General features: G+C 40.9%; 20 protein-coding genes. 4 read left to right on the top strand and 16 right to left on the bottom strand.

Features of this window, described 5'->3' with window-relative positions; all coding sequences use genetic code 11:
- Window positions 1-102: 102 nt before the first annotated feature.
- Window positions 103-1,140 carry an NADH:flavin oxidoreductase/NADH oxidase gene (locus NYE58_RS11875; RefSeq protein WP_341001949.1) on the bottom strand — a complete coding sequence of 346 codons (1,038 nt, stop codon included), beginning with the start codon at window positions 1,138-1,140 and terminating at the stop codon, window positions 103-105.
- A gap of 247 nt (window positions 1,141-1,387) precedes the next feature.
- On the opposite strand from NYE58_RS11875, the gene NYE58_RS11870 reads away from it, so the two are divergent.
- Window positions 1,388-1,768 (top strand): VOC family protein, encoded by a 381-nt coding sequence (locus NYE58_RS11870; RefSeq protein WP_341001948.1) that lies wholly within the window; start codon window positions 1,388-1,390, stop codon window positions 1,766-1,768.
- Window positions 1,769-1,800: 32 nt separating this feature from the next.
- On the opposite strand, the gene NYE58_RS11865 is transcribed toward NYE58_RS11870, so the two are convergent.
- Window positions 1,801-2,451 (bottom strand): suppressor of fused domain protein, encoded by a 651-nt coding sequence (locus NYE58_RS11865; RefSeq protein WP_076184305.1) that lies wholly within the window; start codon window positions 2,449-2,451, stop codon window positions 1,801-1,803.
- 261 nt (window positions 2,452-2,712) lie between these two features.
- A complete protein-coding gene (locus NYE58_RS11860; RefSeq protein WP_341001946.1) occupies window positions 2,713-3,498 on the bottom strand; it encodes an alpha/beta hydrolase in 786 nt (261 codons plus the stop codon).
- 180 nt (window positions 3,499-3,678) lie between these two features.
- Here NYE58_RS11860 and coaA point away from each other — a divergent pair, with 180 nt between their 5' ends.
- Both coaA and NYE58_RS11850 read left to right on the top strand, forming a co-directional pair.
- A complete protein-coding gene (gene coaA, locus NYE58_RS11855) occupies window positions 3,679-4,614 on the top strand; it encodes a type I pantothenate kinase (protein ID WP_076124954.1) in 936 nt (311 codons plus the stop codon).
- Between the two features lie 165 nt (window positions 4,615-4,779).
- On the top strand, window positions 4,780-5,733 hold the full coding sequence (locus NYE58_RS11850) for a glycosyltransferase family 8 protein (protein WP_341001944.1): 954 nt from the start codon (window positions 4,780-4,782) through the stop codon (window positions 5,731-5,733).
- Between the two features lie 17 nt (window positions 5,734-5,750).
- On the opposite strand, the gene NYE58_RS11845 is transcribed toward NYE58_RS11850, so the two are convergent.
- From NYE58_RS11845 to NYE58_RS11785, 13 genes are all read right to left on the bottom strand, one after another.
- Complete coding sequence (locus NYE58_RS11845) at window positions 5,751-6,989, bottom strand: RICIN domain-containing protein (RefSeq protein WP_036679228.1); 1,239 nt, start codon at window positions 6,987-6,989, stop codon at window positions 5,751-5,753.
- 177 nt (window positions 6,990-7,166) lie between these two features.
- On the bottom strand, window positions 7,167-7,865 hold the full coding sequence (locus tag NYE58_RS11840) for a WD40/YVTN/BNR-like repeat-containing protein (RefSeq protein WP_076219168.1): 699 nt from the start codon (window positions 7,863-7,865) through the stop codon (window positions 7,167-7,169).
- Between the two features lie 495 nt (window positions 7,866-8,360).
- Entirely contained in the window at window positions 8,361-9,005 is a 645-nt protein-coding gene (locus NYE58_RS11835) for a hypothetical protein (RefSeq protein ID WP_076107537.1), read from the bottom strand.
- A 143-nt stretch (window positions 9,006-9,148) separates the two neighbouring features.
- Window positions 9,149-9,670 (bottom strand): flavodoxin family protein, encoded by a 522-nt coding sequence (locus NYE58_RS11830; RefSeq protein WP_076276403.1) that lies wholly within the window; start codon window positions 9,668-9,670, stop codon window positions 9,149-9,151.
- 21 nt (window positions 9,671-9,691) lie between these two features.
- Window positions 9,692-10,153 carry an FMN-binding protein gene (locus tag NYE58_RS11825; protein ID WP_076276404.1) on the bottom strand — a complete coding sequence of 154 codons (462 nt, stop codon included), beginning with the start codon at window positions 10,151-10,153 and terminating at the stop codon, window positions 9,692-9,694.
- A gap of 90 nt (window positions 10,154-10,243) precedes the next feature.
- Window positions 10,244-10,822, bottom strand: a complete 579-nt coding sequence (locus NYE58_RS11820; protein WP_076184298.1) for a TetR/AcrR family transcriptional regulator — start codon at window positions 10,820-10,822, stop codon at window positions 10,244-10,246.
- Window positions 10,823-10,888: 66 nt separating this feature from the next.
- The gene (locus tag NYE58_RS11815; RefSeq protein ID WP_076276405.1) at window positions 10,889-12,970 is read right to left on the bottom strand and encodes a prolyl oligopeptidase family serine peptidase; all 2,082 of its coding nucleotides are present in this window, start codon (window positions 12,968-12,970) and stop codon (window positions 10,889-10,891) included.
- 199 nt (window positions 12,971-13,169) lie between these two features.
- A complete protein-coding gene (locus NYE58_RS11810; RefSeq protein WP_076219907.1) occupies window positions 13,170-14,711 on the bottom strand; it encodes a glycoside hydrolase family 32 protein in 1,542 nt (513 codons plus the stop codon).
- Window positions 14,712-14,814: 103 nt separating this feature from the next.
- The gene (locus NYE58_RS11805) at window positions 14,815-16,299 is read right to left on the bottom strand and encodes a glycoside hydrolase family 68 protein (protein WP_076276442.1); all 1,485 of its coding nucleotides are present in this window, start codon (window positions 16,297-16,299) and stop codon (window positions 14,815-14,817) included.
- Between the two features lie 138 nt (window positions 16,300-16,437).
- Complete coding sequence (locus tag NYE58_RS11800) at window positions 16,438-17,715, bottom strand: ABC transporter substrate-binding protein (protein WP_341001941.1); 1,278 nt, start codon at window positions 17,713-17,715, stop codon at window positions 16,438-16,440.
- Window positions 17,716-17,744: 29 nt separating this feature from the next.
- Complete coding sequence (locus NYE58_RS11795) at window positions 17,745-18,941, bottom strand: response regulator transcription factor (RefSeq protein ID WP_076219905.1); 1,197 nt, start codon at window positions 18,939-18,941, stop codon at window positions 17,745-17,747.
- A 5-nt stretch (window positions 18,942-18,946) separates the two neighbouring features.
- Complete coding sequence (locus NYE58_RS11790) at window positions 18,947-20,728, bottom strand: cache domain-containing sensor histidine kinase (RefSeq protein ID WP_341001939.1); 1,782 nt, start codon at window positions 20,726-20,728, stop codon at window positions 18,947-18,949.
- Between the two features lie 209 nt (window positions 20,729-20,937).
- On the bottom strand, window positions 20,938-21,720 hold the full coding sequence (locus NYE58_RS11785) for a helix-turn-helix domain-containing protein (protein ID WP_036679206.1): 783 nt from the start codon (window positions 21,718-21,720) through the stop codon (window positions 20,938-20,940).
- A gap of 207 nt (window positions 21,721-21,927) precedes the next feature.
- Here NYE58_RS11785 and NYE58_RS11780 point away from each other — a divergent pair, with 207 nt between their 5' ends.
- Window positions 21,928-22,293, top strand: a complete 366-nt coding sequence (locus NYE58_RS11780; protein ID WP_341001938.1) for a VOC family protein — start codon at window positions 21,928-21,930, stop codon at window positions 22,291-22,293.
- Window positions 22,294-22,297 lie beyond the last annotated feature (4 nt).

Genomic DNA, 22,297 nt, shown 5'->3' with positions numbered 1-22,297 from the left:
TTATTTTATTTTTAAAAAAAGGAGAGACCGTTTCTCCAAGAAGCCGGCCCCTCCACACTTTACAATTATTTTGTTTAGACTTCACACTATTTAAATTAGTCTTTACCCATTAATTCTTGGAAACCCGAAAGAATATTGTCTGGGAATACCCGCATCTTTCTGAAGCTCGACCCCTGCTTCCAGCGTCCAGTATGGATTTCTCAACATGCCCCGGCCCACGGCAACAAGATCAGCTTCCTCATTCCCAATCACGGCATTAGCAAGTACAGGCTCATCCAATCTGCCAACCGCAATAACCGGAACATTCAAGCCATACTTGATTTCTCTGGCCAAAGGAACCTGATAAGCTGCATGCGTCCCTGGTTTCCCGGCAGCTGCGATAGGACCTTCACCACCTGCACTGATATGGAAAATATCTGCGCCTGCTTCTTTGTAAGCTTTACTAAATTCCAAGCTTTCTTTGATACCGTACCCGCCCTCAACATATTCTTGAGCCGAGATACGCATAATCAATGGCATTCCTTCCGGCATTTCACTTTTTGCTGCGCGAATGACTTCTGTACCAAACCGTGTTAAATCCTTGCCATATTCATCTGTTCTTTGATTGGTTAGAGGGGAATGGAACTGATGAATAAGGTAACCATGCGCTCCATGAAGCTCGATAACATCAAATCCCGCTTGTATCGCCCGCTTCACGCCCAACCGGAATTTCTCAACCATAGCTTTCACTTCTTCAGTTGTTAAGGCACGTGGTGTTTTGGAGTCAGCATCAAAAGGAACGTTAGAGGAGGATACAGGAACTGCTGCATCTTCTGCTTTACGTCCGGCGTGTGCAATTTGAATACCTACTTTAGCGCCATAAGAATGACAAGCTTCAACGATTCTAGCCAGTGCAGGAATTTGCTCATCAGACCAAATACCAAGATCAAAATCAGTAATCCGGCCATCAGGCTCCACGTCCGTCATTTCAATAATAATTAATCCGGTTCCGCCAACAGCGCGGCTTACGTAATGATTATAATGCCAATCCGTAGCAATTCCGTCTTTGTTAGACACTGAATACTGACACATTGGAGGCATAACCACGCGGTTCTTCAGCTTCAAATCCTTCAATTCATACGGGGTGAATAAGTCCTTCATGATATCTCTCCTCTTTATAAAAAACTAAGTATAGTATGATCAATGCTTCCAGTGAACATGAGTTTCTAAGTTCATCTTATATAAAATATTTATAAATGCATGCTCATGCATGTATATTATTATAGAATAGCGATGATGTCAACCGTGAATAATCTTCTGCTAAATGGAAACTCCGTGTATTGTTGAAACTTCTATCTTAAGGTAATATATGGATATCTATTTTTTCTTTGAAAGGATGACCTCACTCGTGGACAAAAAGCTCTTACAATCACATAGTATTTTCCCTACGTTGAATATTGAGCAAACCGCTGCCTTCTACAGCCAGTACTTAGGTTTTAAAGCTGTGCCCTATTTAGATACACAAGAACCACATCTTTGTTTGTATCGTGACGATACAGAGATTATCCTTACGCAATCCCATGGACAAAAGGTCATTCCCAATCGAGAATTGTACGGTTATGGATACGATGCCTATTTTATTACGAAGCAGCAAGAAGAGTTCGAGAAGGAGTTCGAAGCCGCCGGTGTTCATATTGTTCGTTCTTTATCAAACACCGATTATAATAACAAGGAATTTGTGATTGAAGATGTGGATGGTCGCTGGATTGCTTTTGGAATCAAAAAATAAAAAAAACGGCTCTCAGCCGTTTTTTCTTGTGTTTAAAAGAGTCCCCATAACTTCTTACAACTATTTTTACGGGAAGGATCCAAAACATCCGTAACCCCAATCTTATTTAACTTGTGTAGTAACTCTTCCTCGCTATGCTTGATTTTATAATCTAACTCCTCCCCATAGAGCGGAATTAACGTATAAAAGTGCACCACTTTCTCATGGGTCATTTCTAAATTAAAGAAACCGGCTTTATCTTTTACATCTGGAACCCAAACGAACATCCCTTGAAATCCTGTATCCTCACTATAAGGCTGGGCGGGATTCCCGTTCACAAGCGTATGCCCCATATAAAGCCATGTATTATATTCATGCGGAAACCTAGCCATTGTTTTCAGGGCTCGAATCGGCCAATAATTCCGTTCATCCTTAAAAGCCTCATCCGACAGCTTCCAGGTAGGAGGGAGACAAATCATTAGCTCAGCATATTGATATTCTTCTGCACCTTCTGGCACCGTCATCGGTAATTCGCTCATTCCAGAAGTAATTAAAGTATAGAAGTTCCGCTCAGGCGTCGGATCAAGAATTAGAATATCTATCGACAGAACACCTGAAATAATTTCTTTAAAAACATTATCAATAACACCTATGTATTTTTCAATATGATTACATATTTTCTCATTAGACTGAGCAGAATGCATTCATAATTCCCCCCCTTATATATGTTTATCGGTATAAACAAAGGAGAGTTTATTGCTAATTCACAGAATTTCTTCTCCACTACCATGGATCTCACAAAAATCTTTATGAACCCTACTAATTAATGCCGAATAACCTTGCCCCTGATCTAAAAGATGCTCCAAAAGGAACTTACTTATAAGCTCATTTAGGCAAGTATGAATTTCACTGGTTCTTTGTTTTAAATTCTCTCCTTCCTCACCTTAGAATCCTTAAGTAATATATTACAGGAGAAACTGGCAAATGATAAAGGCCTTTTGCCTTAATACAAGAAGCGGCACAGTATTGTTCTTCTCTTCATTCTCAATATATAAGTGCATGCTTGCATCTAATAAAATAGCAGCTTTAATTCTATCGTCTTCCATAGTTAAATCTAATGCAGTAGCACCGCCGATGGAATGACCGATAATACCAATCTTATTCATATCAAATAAGCCCATCACATCTTTATCCATAGAATTAAGCGTGGACAGGTGATCCAGAACGTATTGGATATCTTTTTTTCGAATGGAAATTAAGTTATGTAAATCGGTATAATCCGCAGCTTTTATTTGCCTCATAGCTTCGGATTGATTAATAAATTCTCCACTAGGGCAAACAGTAAACATAGCTTCGTACGCAGCACTGACCGTTACCACGATGAAACCTTGCTTGGCCAGCGCTTCTATATTATAAATATACATATCTCTATCTAAACCTAATGCAGGTGAGTAGATGATGACTGGATAGGAGCGTTTGGATTTGCTTTGAAAGGTCCGATCGCTGATTGAGGTAGATAATGTATTTATGATTTCCATGTTCATGCCAATATCTTTTAGAAGCTCTCTCGCCTGTTGTTGACAGGGCCCGAAAAGCTCCATATATTTCATTGCAGATGCGTTTTTATTTAATACACCCTCTGTATCCGGATAATAAATACTTATAACTATTTTCCTTCCCTCTGACTCTTCTTGGAACGTTTCCGTGCGTGTGTAATCCTTCAATAATTCAACCTTTCGAAAAACTCCCATTGCCCCACCCCATTTTTCCTAATATTCTATATTTTAATTGATTTTCCCATTTACTGAAATGCAATCTCCTTAATGTCCATAATAATGTCGATTACAATGAATGGAATGAAGCTGTATGAACGGTTATAATACCTAAGTGCATAAGAAATCTCTAAAAACTTCAGGGATGTGGAAAATTTAATGGTGAATAATTCAGCATATACACTTTATTTACGTGAGGATTGGAAAAAACTAAGCGATTTCACCGCTATCCAATTATCAGAAGAAGAACTTATGGAAGTCCAAAGTATTAATGAAAAAATCTCCAGCGAGGATGTTAACGAAGTCTATCTTCCTCTGTCCAATTTACTAAATCTGCAACTTCTATCTGCTCATAAATTTAATGAGTCTATAAATCACTTTTTGAATAATGATCTAAAAAAAGGTCCATTTATCATAGGTATCGCGGGAAGTGTCGCTGTTGGTAAAAGCACTACGGCCAGACTCCTACAAAAACTCCTCTCACAATTACCTTCCCATCCAAAGGTGGATTTAGTTACGACTGATGGTTTTCTACATCCCAACGCAGAGCTGGAAAAGCGCGGTATAATGACGAAAAAGGGCTTTCCTGAAAGCTACGACACGCGTAGTTTAATTTCTTTTTTAACGGATGTGAAGTCTGGGGTGCCGCGGGTCCAAAGCCCTGTATACTCTCACTTAACTTATGATATTGTGCCAGATGAATATATTACGATTGAGAATCCGGATATTCTAATTGTTGAGGGCTTAAATGTTCTTCAGACTGCGATTACAAATAATCATAATATGCCTAACTATTTTGTATCTGATTTCTTTGATTTTTCTATTTATGTGGATGCCGATGTGAACGATATCGAGACATGGTACATTGATCGGTTTATTAAACTCAGAGATACTGCCTTCCAAGATGAACAATCTTATTTCAAAAAATATGCACAGCTGTCTCTAGAGGAATCTATTGAAATCTCAAAGCGGATCTGGAAAGAAATAAACTACGTTAATTTGCAGCAAAATATTCTGCCCACCCGAAATCGTGCGGATCTTATAATGCATAAGGACAACAATCATCACGTAGATCAAATTAAGCTGCGAAAATAAAGATTGAAGTCCTTAGCCGACCAAGTTGCTGAGATTCAGCACTTGGTTTTTTGGTGTTCACATCAAATTGGGTGAATATTCTGGGTTTAATGTCTCTGTCCTCTGATCAAGGCGAACGTATACTGTGGTACATTCGTACACAAACGTGAAGAGAGGATAAATCAAATGATCGATATCGCCTTGGCTTTTCAAGATAAGGATGGGAAATATGCTGAACATGCCGGAGTCGTTCTAGCGTCAATTTTTCATCATACGAGTTCCCCAATTCATATTCATATTTTACATGATGTTTCTTTAAGTGAAACTAATAAGCGCAGGCTTAGCGCATTAACTACAAAACATAATCATATCCTTAGCTTTTATTCAATCACTATGCCCGATGATCTAACTCAGGTGCTAGCCAATGTTAACTCCATTAATGTATGGACGCAGGCATGTATGTATCGATTGCTTCTTCCTGCACTAATACCCGTGGACAAAATCATCTATCTGGACTGCGATGTATTAGTGAATATGGACATTACTGAATTATGGCAGGTTGAACTGAATGACAAGTATTTGGCTGCAATTTGGGACCAGGGAATTAGAGAGGTTGCTCATATTGTGAGCGCTAAGGGATTAAATCCTGATCTTTATTTTAATTCCGGAGTGATTTTATTTTCTTTGCATAATATCCGCCAGAATACCAACTGGTACGAAGAAATGCTAACCTTCCTACGTACCTTTCCTGATGTCACCATGCCAGATCAGGATGTTCTGAATGCAGTTTTTGGTGGGAATTACCTCCCCCTTGATATCCGTTTTAATTCGTTCAACACAAACATTCCGGACCATGATTTCACTAACAAAATCATCCATTTTGCCGGAGATGATAAATGCTGGAATAAAGATTCCGCGGGTTCATCCCTATATCAGCAATTCCTAAAGCTAACCCCTTGGAGAATCACCAGAGCCAAAATCAGACGAAGAAAACGGAAAAGCAGCCCTTTAAAACCACACCTCACCCGAAAAAGAAACAAGCAGAAAATAAAAATTGTTCAGTTGAACTTAACCCCTATTCTTTTAGCCGATTTAAAACAAATTAGACCGATTAGACCGATTAGAAAAAGCCCCATTTGATATGGGGCGGCATTTCTTTAGTTCACTTTTGTAAAAAACCATTTCTGAGCATCACTCCCGTTATCCGTCCACTGCTGAACTGCTGCACCATCGGCTGTTGATGCTCCGGATACATCCATGGCTAATCCGCTCACTTTTGAAATAAGCTTATAATAGCCCCCTCCAACATCAATAATGCTCCATCGCTGAGCGTTGGTACCATTGTCATCCCATTGCTGCAGCTGTACACCGCTCGCGGTTGATGAGTTCGGCACATCCAACACTTTTCCACTATGCACTGCCGTAAGCTTGTAATAACCGTCGCCTGTACTCTCCACTTTAAATTTCTGATTATTGGCAGTGTAATTGGTCCATTGCTGCATTTTCGCCCCGCTTGCTGTGGATACATCCACTACGTCCAGAACCTTGCCACTAGCCTTGTCAGCTAAAGTGTAAATCCCACCACTAACGATGCTTGAGGTAGGCGCAGCCTGATACACACGTACGTAATCAACCAGCATTTGAGCTGGGAAAGCAGTTGAAGCATTTGGACTTCCCGGCCAATTTCCACCCACGGCAAGGTTTAGCAGGATGAAGAAAGGTTTCTGGAACTCCTCCGTATTTCCGGTTCCGTTCTCAATATAAAAAGCATTAAATGGGTTGCCGTCTACAAACCATCTTATATAATTCGCATCCCATTCCACGCTGTACACATGGTACTGTGAGAAATCGAGGTTACCAGACACCTGACCGTACTCGGCATGCCCATTGGCATCCCAATGTACCGTCCCGTTAACAAAAGCATTATTGTTCACACGCTCCATAATGTCCGTTTCCCCAGATTTCGGCCAACCCACTGAATCAATATTCGCCCCAAGCATCCAAAATGCTGGCCAGAGTCCCTGTCCTGAAGGCAATTTGATTCTAGCTTCGATTTTTCCGTAGGTGAAGCTTTTGAGTCCCTGTGTTTTGATCCGTGCAGAGGTATAATTCATCCCCCCGTACGACTCCTTTTGTGCAGTAATCACTAAATTCCCACCCGTTACCTGCAGGTTCTGCGGACGACTGGTATAATACTGAAGCTCATTGTTTCCCCACCCCCCGCTACCCGTACCTATTTCCGCCGACCAATTATTAGTGTTCAGAGAATTCCCATCAAATTCATCGCTCCATGCCAGATTCCAGCTTGATGCCGCGCTTGAACTCCCTGTAGGTACCCAAGCAATTAAGAGGGTGAACAGCAGAAATAGACTTAACATTTTTCCTTTTCGTAACATCGTCTTTTCCTCCTACTGATTTCATTGCGCGGCGCGCTCGCACATTTGAAACCGGTTTCGAATAATGGATAAAACAAAACGTTATCCCATAAACAGCTATAACAGCCAGAGTCAGGTTAACGCCTCGCTTCATTTGATGTGTACGTCTTTTCTAAACGCAATATGCCAACATTTCGATTAAAGGGACCATTTTCCATAGTTCTGCATGCTTAATGTCCAGGTTTTCTCTGCGTATTTTACCGTCGCCATACTCTCTGAGAGCGTCCATGCGATACCAGCATACTGGTCCTCTTGATCGTCAAGGAATGATTTCCAATGTTGTCCCCCGTCTATCGTTATATATAACAATGTATGTTCATTTTCAGCGGGCCGAGTAATTAAGATTCCTTGATCCTTCGTAAGAAAGAGGGGAGGATAAGCATAGATTTGCGAGTTTACTAACTCATCCGGCACTGTGACTGTCTGTTCACTCCATGTAACTCCACCATCCATTGTTTTATATAAACCAACTTTTCCCTGCCAAGGCGCATTCGTTGTAATCCAGCCTTCTTTTTCGTTAACAAAAGTAAGTCCCGATTTCACTCCGCTAGGAAGAGTACTTCCTGCTTGTAAGCTATCCCCAATCTCCTTCCAAGTCTCTCCCCCATCACTAGTTGTATAAAGCTCCATATCTTCACGTGACATTCCTTGAAAAGGATAGACTGCTTTCCAACCTATATTTTTGTTGAGGAACACAGTATCTTCTCTGCGGTTATCTGAAGGATCAGGAGAAGGAGAAGTTTCCTGATTAGAGGTTGGATGAGGAATTGGAGTGGAATTGGAACAACCAGATGCTATCACTGCAGCAATTAGTAGTATTGAAACTAGATATTTCATCTTGTTACCACGCCTTCGTTTATTTTTCTAAAAAAGTATAGTGGTGCTGTACATATAGCTTGGTCCGCAAACGTATTCCGTAAATGAAATTTTATCCTAAACTATCTGAAAAGTATTTACAGTTTCTTTATATAATCCAGCAACACCAAGACCTATCGGACCGAGGAGACGTTATTGGTTCATTTTCAAGAGAATTCTTCTGTTAACGGACTGAGATGCAACTATTTGGCTAATCCTCCTACTTTTATAGGCAATAAACAGACAATAAGGGCTATACGGTCCGCGAGTTCGGTAAATGGAGCTAAAGCGCTATACAGTCCGTAGATGATGTGAACGAAACCTTCAAGCAGCAGGTTATCAGCTTAAAGCTATCAGCTCAAAGTAGATATGAATGAATTCATCAAGCAAGGATCTACTCTTTGAATGTCAAAAGAAAAAGAAACGGCATTTCTGCCGTTTCTTTGGGTTATGGATGGTCAGGGCTCAGAGCCTGTTTTACTCCAATCCATGTTCTTTGCGGATGTTATACATGCCTTGAACAAGCAGTTCGGATGGATCCCGGTTCAATTGCAAATGAGTCAGCAACAGATGAAGCGGGAATGCGCATACGTTATTCCCATCGGTGATCGCTGGAAATCCAGCCTCGAAGACTGGTCCCAATTTCTCGTTCCAAGCTAGCCCGACATGCACTTTTTCTGGAGCAAATTCTTGGGTAATTTCCTCAATACAAAGCGGAACTAACACATTATCAATGATCCCTTTTGCTTCTTCTTCACTTGCTGGTGGTTTTGGAAGTGTTTTGCCTCCCTCAATTTTCATCAGCTCAACGAAGAATGAGGCCATCCATGCTGCCGGATCCTTACCCGACTGGAATCTTGCAATTAACTCGCGCAGAAAAAATCCGCAAGAATACACCTGATCTAATTCAGTTTTCACGTGAAAAACAAAAACAGGGCCGTAGGCTTCCATGTTCAATACTTGTCCTTCAACATCTTTAAAGTGTACTCTCAACGCTACAAGGCCGTTATGGTGAACAGCCTTTAGCAGCTGCGCCATATCCTCTTCAGACATTTCTGTATTATCATTTACTTCCTCATTCTCATTTGTTATTTCATTTTCATTAGTCGTCTCATTGTTCATTTTATAATTCCCTCCCATACCTATCATACCATCTAGCGAATTGAAGGAACACTTTATAATAGAACAATTTCTACCAGATTGCAGAGAAAACAAAAAAACGGCAGCTTTGCCGTTTCTCTGTTCGTCTCGCTGGAGCTTAAAAGCTAGATCATATCCCTTACTTTCTTCACTATTTTTCCAGTTAATTGATTAATATCGCCCTCATTTAACTTATAAGCTGAGGTATCTTTACGTGCAGGCTTGTGATCTGCTGATATCAGATCTGCGATATGCTGCTCGATGAATACAACAGGGTCTGCTCCAGTTCTTTTTCTAAGCTCCCCTGGCACCTTCGGATTTGGACCGTCAGCTCCACCATTGATTGAAAGGTAACCATACTTTTGCGGATTTTTCTTCAAGTACTCTAGATAGGCACGGAGCGGTGTGGCCACTTTCCCCATCCAAACCGGTCCAAAAAATAGGATAATATCATATTTTCCTAATTGCTCAGGCTTCGGTTGAACCAACGGTATCCTGTCAAAAATCATATCAAAGGTAATCCTACCGAGTGTTCGGGGTTTAGCTTCCGAGATTCGTATATATTCAGCCGACAACACTTTCGCCACACTCCTTGCTAATGCTTCATTATTACCTGTGAATGAATACGAAATGACTGCAATGTTCATATAAATTCTCCTTAAAATGAATTATTTCGTCTCCGCCTGCAGTAGGGCATTTTCGAGTGCCTTAAGATGTGTTTTAGAGGTAAGCGTTGCCCCGCTGATAACGTCCACCTGAAGAGACTGCGATTCAATCACATGACCAAACAAATCACCAATGCTTAGCCCACCCTTCAGTTCAGCAGGGTTCCCTGTTTTGTCCAAGGCACCTTTGAGTATTTTGATATCTGACAGCCGTCCAGCAGATATTGTGGCCTTCATCTTGGTATCTCTGGAATGATCTTTGATGCCAATGTATTCCCCCACATAGCTGCCCTCCCGCAGTTTCTGTATATCTATGGCGTTGATAGTAAGCTGCTGAACTTCATGCCTTCCCGGAGCAGATAAGAGAATACCACCTATCCAACCTATGACTGTAATCCCGCATAGAATGCTGAGAACAATAATCCATTTATTGAATTTTCGCTTTTTTCCTCTTCTCTTACTCACCTGCTTGCCTCCTTCCTTTTGCTTTAAAATTTGAATGAATATTTAATAATTCATTCATTTCACTAAAAAAAAAACTGCACCATAAGTGTATTAGGGGCAGTCTGTCAAACCCTTCATAATTAGTTCCAGCATATTGTCCAAAAGTTGTGGAAAATACTCCAGCCCGATTTCTTCCTTGTGGGTTTCCACATTAATCATTGCGCCGAAGATCATCATAATCATTTTACTATCCATATCGCTGCGCATTTTACCATCGGCTTGCCACTGCTTAATGATTTCATGGAAGCTATCATACAAGAAGTCGTTTACCTGAATGTTGGTTTCTTCCCGGTACAACTGTTCGATTTTTGCGAAAACACTTTTGTTATACCATTCCTTAAGAATGGGGTTGGCTATCATACCTTCCAAATTAAGCACCATCATCTGCCGTATTAGTGCTAATGGGCTTTGGCTCATATCCAGCGATTGCATACAGCTTTTTTTGAGCTTTTCGTTTTCCTCTAAAAAAATATCCATAAAAAGCTTTTCCTTAGAGGGATAATAGTTGTAAAAACTTCCTACAGCTATTCCAGCCATTGTGGTAATGCCAGAAACATTCGTGTCTTTAAAGCCTTTATTGCTAAATAGCTCTTTCGCACATTGGTATATCTTTGTTTTTTTGTCTTCCACTTTTCGTCTCTCCGTGAATGAATAATTATTTTTTCATTCATATCATAGTGTTAACAGCAGAATATGTCAATGCACAAATAGATCACCAAAAGCATCAACATCCTTAGCCGAACCAATGCCGCTGTTATATTCCACCCAGCCCTTACGCCCCTCACCATCATTGTCATTGACCAATAACGAAAATTTCAGCTTCATTCCTGGCTTCACCTGTACATCGTCGGATTTTAGTTCACGCCAGGGAATGGCTAGTTCGTAACTGGTTTTTGAATCTTTACGTTCCACGGCATACTGTAATTCTATAGCATCACCCAAATTAAACCCCTTTGGTGCCAACCAGCACCATTTGAGTAATTCGCCCGTATCTCCGCGAGCCACACCGAGTTCATGGTACTCAGAAGGCACCGTTCCATCCCCGTTAGCAATGCCAATTCCAATCTGGATGCTATCCCCACTCCAGATGGCATCTCCTGATGCTGACTGTGCGTGATAATCATCGATAACTTCTACCCCAAGGTAAAGATTGTCGGCATCCCATGCTAAGGAACCCTTGACGCTGAGATCCTGCTCTCCTTGCCAGCCCATGATTTTGACATCCTTCACATCAAAGGGAGCTTGATTCCCCCAGTCCGACAAGTTGCCATCGATTTGGACAGGCGGACTGAGTTTCGGCAACAGAAGCACGTTAGAAGAATCAACTGTCGATTGCAATAAGGTACCTATATCATTAAAAACTTTAAGCGACCGCTGGCCTCTTGCCAGCTCAGGAATCTCAAGACGAACGCTCTTACCCGGCTCCAGATTTTCCACAGTCGAAGCATAAGTACCTCGGGTAGATCGTCCCGTCTCATAATCAGCTTCCACTGAACCGCTGAAATTGCTTGTAGATTGATTAGTAACATCCATATGGGTTTTTATCTCTTTGGCAGACTCCTCATAAAAGGTCTCGTAATACACTGCCAGCGGGTCGATTACGTTGATATTCATAGTGAAGCTTGATGCCGCTGTAGGATCTGCACCCCGAGAGACGAACAGCGAATCGTTTCCGCGCACCAAGCTTTCCGGAACCTGTATCCGCAGCGAACCTTCTTCTTCTCCATTAAGCAGCCATCCCTCTGGCAAATCGATATTAAGCGGCTCCTTCGATGCGCTGCGATAAGCTTCAGGCAGCTTAATATCAAAAGCAGAACCAGAAGCAACCGTGATCCCCGAATTTTCCGGAAGACTCGCAAGGTCCGAACTGTTCATGACATTCCACAGAAAATGTGCTGTCGTCTCCATAATTTCATCGATGTATTTTTCATTTTTATAATCATGTCCGACTCCCTCCATCGTGAGCAGATTATGGTAAATACCTTTCTCTTTCAATTGAGCGGCTAGGTCAACACTATGCTGGTACGGCACCATTTTATCTATCGTTCCATGAATAATTAGGACAGGCGGCAGCTTGTTGTCAGCACTTCTTGTCAGTTCACCACCATAAATATCTATAATAGAAAATACAGACTTAACCAGGGAGGGATCTTTTGCTAAGGATAGATTCACAAAGTTCATGGCCAGATGACCTCCTGCTGAATCTCCGCCAATAACTATACTTTCCTTGTTCAATCCATAAGTCTCCGCATGCTGATTAATCCATTTGATCACATCATTTATATCCTCATTAGCATCATTAAGTGTGCGAGTAAAATTGAAAAACGGATCTTTTTTTAGCCTATAATCAATAGTGAGAACAGCATACCCCCGTTTCGCCAGGCCTTCGGAAAAATCTGCTGCATCAGACTTATCCCCTCCGGTATAACCTCCGCCATGAATAAAAATAAATACTGGCCTCTGATTGGTATCGTCTCCAATGGGCTGGTACAAATCGAGCTTCAGCGGTTCTTCAGCATCCGTCTCGTTTTTCTTACTTGCATACAAAATATCGTGTTTCACTGTAACTTTATATGCGGGATCCAAGTACTGCACCGGAGTTTCTCTGTTATTTACAGTAACGTTAGCCATTGTTGTGTTAGTATCAACAATACTCGTAGGCAGCACTTCCTGCACTTGCTTCTCCGAGGCGCTGTTATTTTCCCGGTGATTCAGCAGCAACCATGAACCTAATACAATAAACAGAATAAGAACAACATAAATAGGCCTTCGCTTCATTAGGACAACCTCCCAGAATGATTTTGAAACCAAGAAAAGTAACGTAATGCCAATAACATCATTCTAGAATTCAAGATAGCGTTTAACAATTATGTATTCCTTCGTGAATTAGGTTTAATAATACGAATTTATAATAAAAAAAGAGGACATCCATAGGTTGGAGTGCCCTCTTATTGCGCAAGAATTAGAAAAATTCTGTCTAATCTTTGCCAAAATGCTTAATTACAACATTATTAAAAATCGCGGTGCCACCTTCAGAAAACAAGGTAATGCCTTGATCATTTATTTCCGGGAAGATTTCATTAGATAATACAATTTCACCATCATCTATAAAAACTTCAATACTTGTTCTATCCACAAGGATCTTCAGATGCACTTTTTTCTTGTTCACATCAAAGGGGGCCTTGCTTTCAAGATATCTGTCACTCTCATCAGGTTGTCCAGTGAAGGCTCGGTTAACATAAGAATATTGTCCTTCAACAAACACTCCTACGTCCACGTGGCGCGTCTTATCTGCGGATTCACGAAGTCTTAAGCCTACATTGGTAATCTCTGACCAAGATAGATCTGCATCGAGCTGGTAATTTTCGCCTGTGATATCAAGTGTTGACGAGCCGTTCACTTTTATTTGTTGCAAGGAATCCGTTGAAGTTACCATTTGATCTAATGCTTCGATGGGCTGTGATACTAACTGATACGACTGCTCTTCATCTCGTGTTAAATTTATTTGACGTACGATTGAATCCATTCCGTTAAAACCTTCGTTAAGATTGGGGGTAACATGAGGGTAATCCCAATTATTCATCCAGGCCAAAGCATATCGATGATTGTATTGATCCTTGTCCTTTCCCTCTTCAAAAGTCACAGCACCATACCAATCAAATCCATAATCTAGCCACTGTGGTTCATGATGATCCGCGATAAATTCATTCTCATTAAAATCTCCAGTCCAGTAGGCATACGTGTTAGGTTTACCTATCGACTTACCATTTGCACTGACCCCAAGAACCCATTTATAAGTGCCATCATTCGCCCGCATCATATAGAAGTCAGGACACTCTACAATTCCGATATTTTCTGTTTCGAAGCCGCTTGTGTAGTGCCAATCTTTTAAATTGTCAGACTCGTAAAAGCCCACTTTCGTACCTTCGGCTAGCGTCATCACCCATTTATGAGAATGTTGATCCCATATTACCTTCGGGTCTCTGAAATCTTCTGTGCCCGGATTTGGCAAAATAGGATCATCACTATAAGATTTAAACGTCAGCCCACGATCCGTACTGAACCATAAATATTGTTCTTGCTTCCCCGCCTCTGCAGAGGGCTGTGTTAAAATCGCCACAATAGCCCCTTCGCCAAAACCTGCTGTATTGCTCTCGTCAACAACAACAGATCCTGACCAGGGATCACCATTGGGTGTTGTATATTTTGGAATCGCAACGCCTTCATCTGCCCAGCTCACCAAATCCGTTGATGTGGCATGTCTCCATTCTGTACCATTTCCATCCGGGTAATCAGCATTATAGAGATAATAGTAATGATATTTACCATCAAAATAAATGGGTTTTTGCGGATCATTTTTCCAATGCTCAGGTACAGTGAAATGATAGCTAGCCCGAGTGGTAGGTTTATGATCAGGAACGTCGGTCCCCGGCTTCTTCTTCTCTCCAGCGTCATAAGTTACTAATACTATCGTCACAATACAAATTAAACAAAGGATTAATATAGTGATTCCTATCATTTTTTTCTTATTCAAAATATACCTCGCTTTTTTTACATTGCTAATCTCAGCTTATAAAAAGAAAAGTAAACGCCAACTACATTGGCATTTACTTTGTAAATGATTAATACGGTTTGTTACCTTTAAGCGTCAATTGCCCTTGTTCCAAAATGCTGTTCGGTACAACTGAAGTCTTGGAGCCTTTAATATTCAGCACAAAGCTTGGGGCAAAAGTGGAATGATGATCCCCAAAGTAACCTCTATTCGTCATGTAACTTGTGATGACTACATTATTACCTTTCGCTTGCGGAATCGCAAAGTGAGCATAAGTCCAGGTAATATCATAAGGATTAAGATCTTGATGGAGGACAAGTCCTGTACCATTTAATGGTTTATACGGTCCGGTTAAAGAATTAGATACGTACCCGAGCATATAGATGTCTTCATCATCAATGCCATCAATGAACATTTTAGAACCTCTTGAGCTTGTGAACAGATACCACTTGCCATTCAATTTAAATATGTTCGCACGTTCAATTTCATCTGTCACGGTGTTGGAGGCAAGTAGCGGCTTCATTTCTTTTTTGAATGTATAATCATTATTTAATTCAATGATACCGAGCGCACCATTCGCGGTTTCCGCAGATGTTTTGTCAGCACTGCTAAGTAATTTCTTTTTCTCCGCTTGGAAGAAGGCATTGCTATTACCATAATAAGCTTTGTTAAAAAGAGAGTCTTCACCCTGGTAACCCGTAGTTGTCCCTGTATTTGCTTCAAATACAAGATACTTGTGGCCTTTATCCTCCACATAGTGAGGATCTCTTAAGGTATGATTATCGTCGTAATCGCCTTTGCTAAAACCGGTGATATCAACACTTTGATAAATTTCACCTTGATTACCGTCATAGATGGATTTCATATCTTCTACGCCATCAATCTTAAGGGTATCCCCATCCGGGGCAGAGACATTAATTTGAGCTGTAGTTAAAGTTTGTTTCCCGTAAAATCCGCGATCTGGATCCCAAGGATGACGATTAGTGTAAAACAAGCGAACTTTGCCATCAGATGTCATGGTTGCTGAACCGGACCATTCTTCGGCTTGATTGTTTAAAACATAATCATCAGAAACAAGTTTGTCACTATCCTTAAACACTCTGCCGGCATTCTTCCAGCTGCTGATAGAGTTGTCTCCTTCTTTCTTATAGAACAAATAAATAAATGTGTCTGATCCATTATTAGGGTCGCCCGCCAGACCAAAAACAATTTGATACCCCTTATAACTGGCTACAGTTCCATCTGGATTTTGCAGCGGCCAAGTATCCCAAACATCCATTTCAATTTTGTTTCCATTCTCATCGAACTTAATGGCTGCAGGAATGTTCTCAATCGTTGAAGCATCAAATTTTGGGACTTGGAATTGTTTACTATTTTGTTGTTTGGGTAATTTCAACATGTCAGCGCGAGTGATATGAGAGAAACCATAGTCATTGTACTCCGGCTTGTTCGGCTTGTTATTTCCTTTCGCAAAGGTTTGAGTAGCTCCACCTAACATTAAAGCAGCTGTAAAGGTTAGGATTGTTGTTTGTTTAATCATTTTCTTGAAATTCATCATCTAACTCCTCTTATACTTTAAATTTGGGTTTCGATCTTCCTTTGTGCTGTTCCCCTTTTAAATTCTAATGAAGAGTAGACGTTATGAGTATGTCGTAAATTGATGCATTTACAGGGTTATATTGATTTGGTTTTATTACTTCACATGGGTATCCCACGATTTTTGAAGCTCTTGAAGCAATTGATCCCGATTAATTTGCTCTCCTACATAAGCTTGCATAAGATAGCCAAACTCCTCTCTTGCTCTGGGAGGGAATTTGAACCAATTCCAAGATAAAGTTTTCTGTTCATCGACGTATCGCATAAGATCTTTTACAAGCGCTCCCGAACGGTCCGTCTCTATATTTTTAAAAGCTGAAATAAAATGAAAGCGATCCTTCATGAACTTTTTCCCTGTTTCCGAGGAAACCATCCAGTTCAAAAACTTTTTGGCTTCCTTCTTCTTTTCTGGCGAAGATTCTTTATTCACAGCCCAATTATTAGATACCCCTACTGGCAACGCATTGTTTTCGGCACTATCATTAATAGGCATGGGTAAAAAACCGATATTCATATTCGGCGATATTTGATCAATTTTAGACTGAACCCAATTCCCTTGTTTTAGAATCGCCGTTCTCCCTGTTGCAAATAACTCAACTTCCGAATTATAATCTGTTGTCAAAAAATTTTCGTTACCATATTGTACGGTCAAATCCAGCATCCGAATGACATCTTTCACTTCCTTATTCTCTCGAAAAGATTGTGTTCCGTTGTTTAACCCTTGAATAAAAGCATCCGGGTCCTCCTGTTGTGCAATAGCAATATTCAACAGGAGTACAAAAAACCAATGATCGGAATACCCAACAGAAAAAGGAGTCACACCTATAGCCTTCAGCTTTTTCGCCGCCACTTTTAATTCCGTAAACGTTGTTGGGAGAGGAGTAATCCCAGCCTTTGCGAATAAGTCCTTATTATAAATAAAACCGTAGCCTTCAAAATTGATCGGCATCCCGTATATTTTCCCGTCCATCTTCATCGGTTCTAGCGCCTCGTCATAAGCCTGTTCCACCCAAGGTTGATCCGATAAATCCTCAAGATATCTACTCCATGCCTTCGCTTCTTCATAACCGCCATTTGGAAAAATATCCGGACCAACATTGGCCGCAAACCTCGCCTTTAGCTCATCAAGGTAGTTAGCTCCTCCGCCAAAGGTTAGAATTTCCACGTTAATATTCGGGTTTTCCTTTTCATATTCCTTAACCATCTGCTCGAATTCTATAGAAATTTCCACTTTAGGATTCAGTACCTCCAAAGTGACTGTCTTATCCGCTACCTTCAAATCCGCTTCCTTCAGTGGACGTGTATGCGCACCACATGAAGAAAGCGTTAGCGTAATCAACCCCACGATAATCATTTGAACCCTTTTTATTTTCATAATTCCCCCAGATGCATTCAACAATGAACTTATGTATTGGCTATCCTGACTTCCGCGTCTATTTCTCTTGCTCCCTGTGAATTACGATATTCAGCAGGCGTCATACCGACGTTTTTTTTGAACAGCTTAGAGAAATAAATCTCATCTTGATACCCTAGCTTTAAGGCAATCGAGTACATCTTTTCATCCGATTCTAGTAACCACTGTTTCGCTTGATTTATTCGTAAATGAATGACGTAATTAGTAAGAGTCATCCCTACTTCTTGCTTAAATCTCCGCGAGATATGTTCTCGGCTCAGAAAAAAACGGGTGGATAATTTGTCCAAACTTAGCTCTTCCATATAATGCTCATCAACAAATGCGACAATATCATTCATACGCCTAACATCATCTAAATCCGCCAAACGATGGATTGCTCTAAAATTTTGTTCAGCCATAGACCTTTGTACAGATTGAAAAGATAACGATATCTCTGCGAGCGATTGGATGGAGGGGCCACTAACCAAACGAACAGGTATATCAAAATGCTGGGTAATCCATTCCTCTATCGGGAAAAACTGTCCATGAAGGGACAGAATCACACAGACATTAGGATCATTTTGAAGCGTAAATGCATTTCCCCACTCCCGTGTAGCCAGTTCTTCGGTCAAAAGCTGAATGTATGGCTCCGAATAATGAGATTGGTAAAAATACATCATGGTGAAGTCGTATACTTCTGCCTGTGGGAGAGCCGAGGCAATTTCGCCTGCATCAAAAGCTTCACCGTTACAAGCAGCAGTAATCTCCCTGTTTAAGCGAAACATTTTTACCTCTTCATAAAATCCGGACTCCATATTGCGACGTTCTCCCTCTTCTTGTTCCCAGGCTCTCAACGCCCCTTCTAAAGTTTCATTCAGCATTTCCTCTTCAATTGGCTTCATCAAATAATCAAAGCATCCCAGCTTAAACGCTTTACGCATGAAACAATAATCGTCAAACCCTGAAATCATAATCACTTTTCCCGGATAGTCTTTAGCAGCCAACCACTCGATTAACTCCATCCCGCTATTTTTGGGCATTTTGACATCTGTCATTATGATTTCTGGAGATTTCTGCTCAATCAACGCCTTAGCCTCGAGACCATTTCTGGCTTCCAGCACTTCGGTAATCCCGTATTGTTCCCACCGTCCCAAAAAACGGATGATTTTTCTAACATTAGACTCATCATCTACAATAAGAGCTTTCATAAACGTTACTTCTCCTTTAGGTAGAGTGGAATTACTAGCCGTACAGTGAACCCTTGTCCCTGCATCGAATCTAGTTTGATTCCCGCTGTCTGATCGAAATGAAGAACCAAGCGATCATGAATGTTTTTTAACCCGATATGTGCAAATGAAGGATTGCCTTCGTTAACCGGTGTGTAGAGATTATTTTTTAATGCCTCAAGTTCATCATCCGTCACGCTGTTTCCGTTATTTTCTACGACTAGATTCAAATATTCACCTTGTATTTCACCATAAATATGGATGTAAGCTTGTTCATAGCCCTCGTCATAACAGTGCTTAAAAAAGTTTTCAACGAGCGGCTGTAGGATCATACTAGGAACCGGAATATCAAGAATATCTTTGGGCACATCAATGGAATAGCTAAAATCAGTCTGAAAACGTTCCGCTTGAAGATTCAAATAAGCCTGTACATAATCCACTTCGCTTTGAACCGTCGCCTTCTGATCCACACGAATCGAGTACCGCATCATTTTGGATAAAGAGGTAATCAGTTGATATACTTTTGGAGATTCAGAGAGTAGGGCAACAGCAGCAATGGATTGTAAAGAATTAAATAAAAAGTGCGGATTGATTTGCGACTTTAGCGCCCTATGCTGATTTTTCCTGTTCTCTATCTCAAGCTTATACTCCCGGTCAATATGACGGTTGATCCGATTCATCATCTCCTTGATATGTCTTTCTAGAATACCGATTTCGTCCTCCCGCATATCGTCGAATGGGTCATTCATATTCTTTCCCTCGATACGCTGGACTTTTTGACTAAGCAGTTTTATCGGCCGTGTAAATCCATATGAAATGATTGTTATCATTATCAAGCCCAGTCCACCTACAACCACACCTACGATGATGTTTGTATAGGCGGTTTTCCTTACATCTTCAAATAAAAAAGAGCTCGGGGTTACCTTAGCAAAATGCCACGCTTTTATCGGTTCCTGTAATGTTCTAGTAAACACAATATCTCCTTCTGGAGATTTAGTATCTGCCTGTATCGGACTTATTTTCCTTTGCAGTTCATCGGGAACGGTTTTGCCTATCCATGTTTCATCACTTGCGTAAATGACATGATTTTCCGCATCGGAAAGCCATACGCTCTCTTTATTTTTCTGTAGAAAATGATTAGCGATATGAGCAATCTTGTCCAAATCAATATCTATAGTGATGACGCCCAGAAATTCCTGTGTTAGGACATCCACAATTTTGTGATGAACCGTCAAGACCATCGTTTTATCCGAAGGAGGCATAATGGAGGTGTCGTTATAGTTCTCAATCGGATGCGGAGCTTCAATAAGATCATTGCTATTAGAGCTCATCAGCTTCTGAATGGAAGCTTGCTGTAATAAACCCGGATTCCTTTTACGGGAACTTAACATGGCATTATAAACTGTAAATGAGCTTTTCCCTTCGTTTATGAATAAACGGATCTGACGAATTTCACTCCTCATGAGATAGAAGTTAGTCATACCCTTATTAATTTCAAGCTGCTTGTAATAAAAATCTTCTTCTAACCCTTCTTCAAACACCCTGAATAAGTCTGGATTTCGGTATAAAATATATGGAAGATTAATGATTTCATCAAAATATTGCTCTAGATCGGCTGACGCCTGCTGAATTTGCTCTTGGCTGTTCTCAAGTTCATGTCGTTCCACATTCTCTTTCGTCTGCCGATAGATCAACAACACGGATAAAAAATACGGTAGAATTATAAACACAAGCAGCAAGAATAATAAGCGCTTATGAATGCTTTTCAAATAAATACTCCTCTGTAAAAATTTCGGTTTTCAGCAAAAAATCTAATATCAGGTTTTATATTTTCACAAATATCCAACACAAAATCAAAATACTTGTTGCTGAGCAACAAGTATTTTTGCCGGAACAATATATGACAAACGCCAATCGTTTATTACCCAAATTATATCCATATGAAACAACCGTAAAGAAATTTCCGCAAATTAATCAGCTATTTGAAAATTGAAATAATTCCCTGCACAATGGGCTTCCAAAGATGTGGATATTCTTGCTGAATTAACTTTCTTACCTCCTCCCCCTTGATGTCGTTGAAATTATTATCTTGAGTAATAAAGGTATAAGCACCTTTTACGGTATCCCCTATAGCTATATGCCCGCTTGCATATCCACCCATTGCAATATGCGAAGCGATAGAGAGACCACCCAAGGAGAACATACCTACAGCTAAACCTCCAACAGCAAATATCCCCAATGCTATTCCACCAACGGCCATTGTACCCGCCGCAATGCCCCCAACGGCTAACAAAAGCCCTAGAGCCAGACCTGCAAAACTGATGAGTCCTAAAGCAAGCGCACCTAAACATAATCCGCCCAAAGCAACAATACCAATGGATACCGCACCAATCGCAACATTACCTATGGCAATAACCCCTTTGGCAACGTATAGCCCCCGCCCGATATGGATATGAACCAGAGGAATTCCAAAGCATGTTCTCTTACTTTTGTACTCATAATGAAACAAGGAATTCAGATCTACATATACGGGGCTTGCGACATGCTCTGCTTTGGTATCGCTTGAAGCATCCTTCACCAGATGATCCAAACTTACGTGAAATAATTCACTTAAACTAATCATCTTATCCATTTCGGGATAGGATTGACCTGATTCCCACTTAGACACGGCTTGCCGCGAAACACCAATCACCTCCGCTAAGTTCTCCTGGGACATTCCTCTCTGTTTCCTATAGCTTTGCAATTTATTTGCAAAGTCCATTCGCCATCACCTCATGCTCATCATATTATAACGTTCTGTAATTGACTACCTATCTACCCTTACATACTGTCAACCACTGGTTGCACAGCTGATTTTGCGGGCTTTTATCCTCATTAAACGTTCTTGATTCCCATTCTCCCTGTTTCCGGGCAAGACGATAGCGTATAATATACGAAATAGAATATTCATCAGAGGAGACTATAAAACATGAAATTGAGTATGAATTGGATTACGCTTCGGGTCCGCGATCTGGAGGCTTCCCTTCATTTTTATAACCGGATACTGGGGCTACCCATTGAGCGTAGATTTGAGAGCAGTGGAAAACAGATCGTCATGTTAGGTCTGGAAGGGCAACCCAAGATCGAGCTTATTCAGGGAAGTGACCCGGCTTTGAAGCCGGAATGTGGCGTTTCTGTGGGTTTCGAAGTGGAGTCAATTGATGAAGCGATGGAGAGTTTAAAAAGCCAAGGTATCCCAGTAGAGCGCGGACCAATCGCACCCAATCCCCACCTGCGGTTCTTTTATATCCTGGACCCGGACGGGTTTGAGGTGCAGTTAGCGGAGCATAACTAACGTT

This window comes from Paenibacillus sp. FSL L8-0708 (genome assembly GCF_038009325.1).
GTDB lineage: Bacteria > Bacillota > Bacilli > Paenibacillales > Paenibacillaceae > Paenibacillus_AQ > Paenibacillus_AQ odorifer.
The sequence above is the reverse complement of the archived record's forward strand: the minus strand, read 5'-3'. Positions and strand labels throughout refer to the sequence as shown.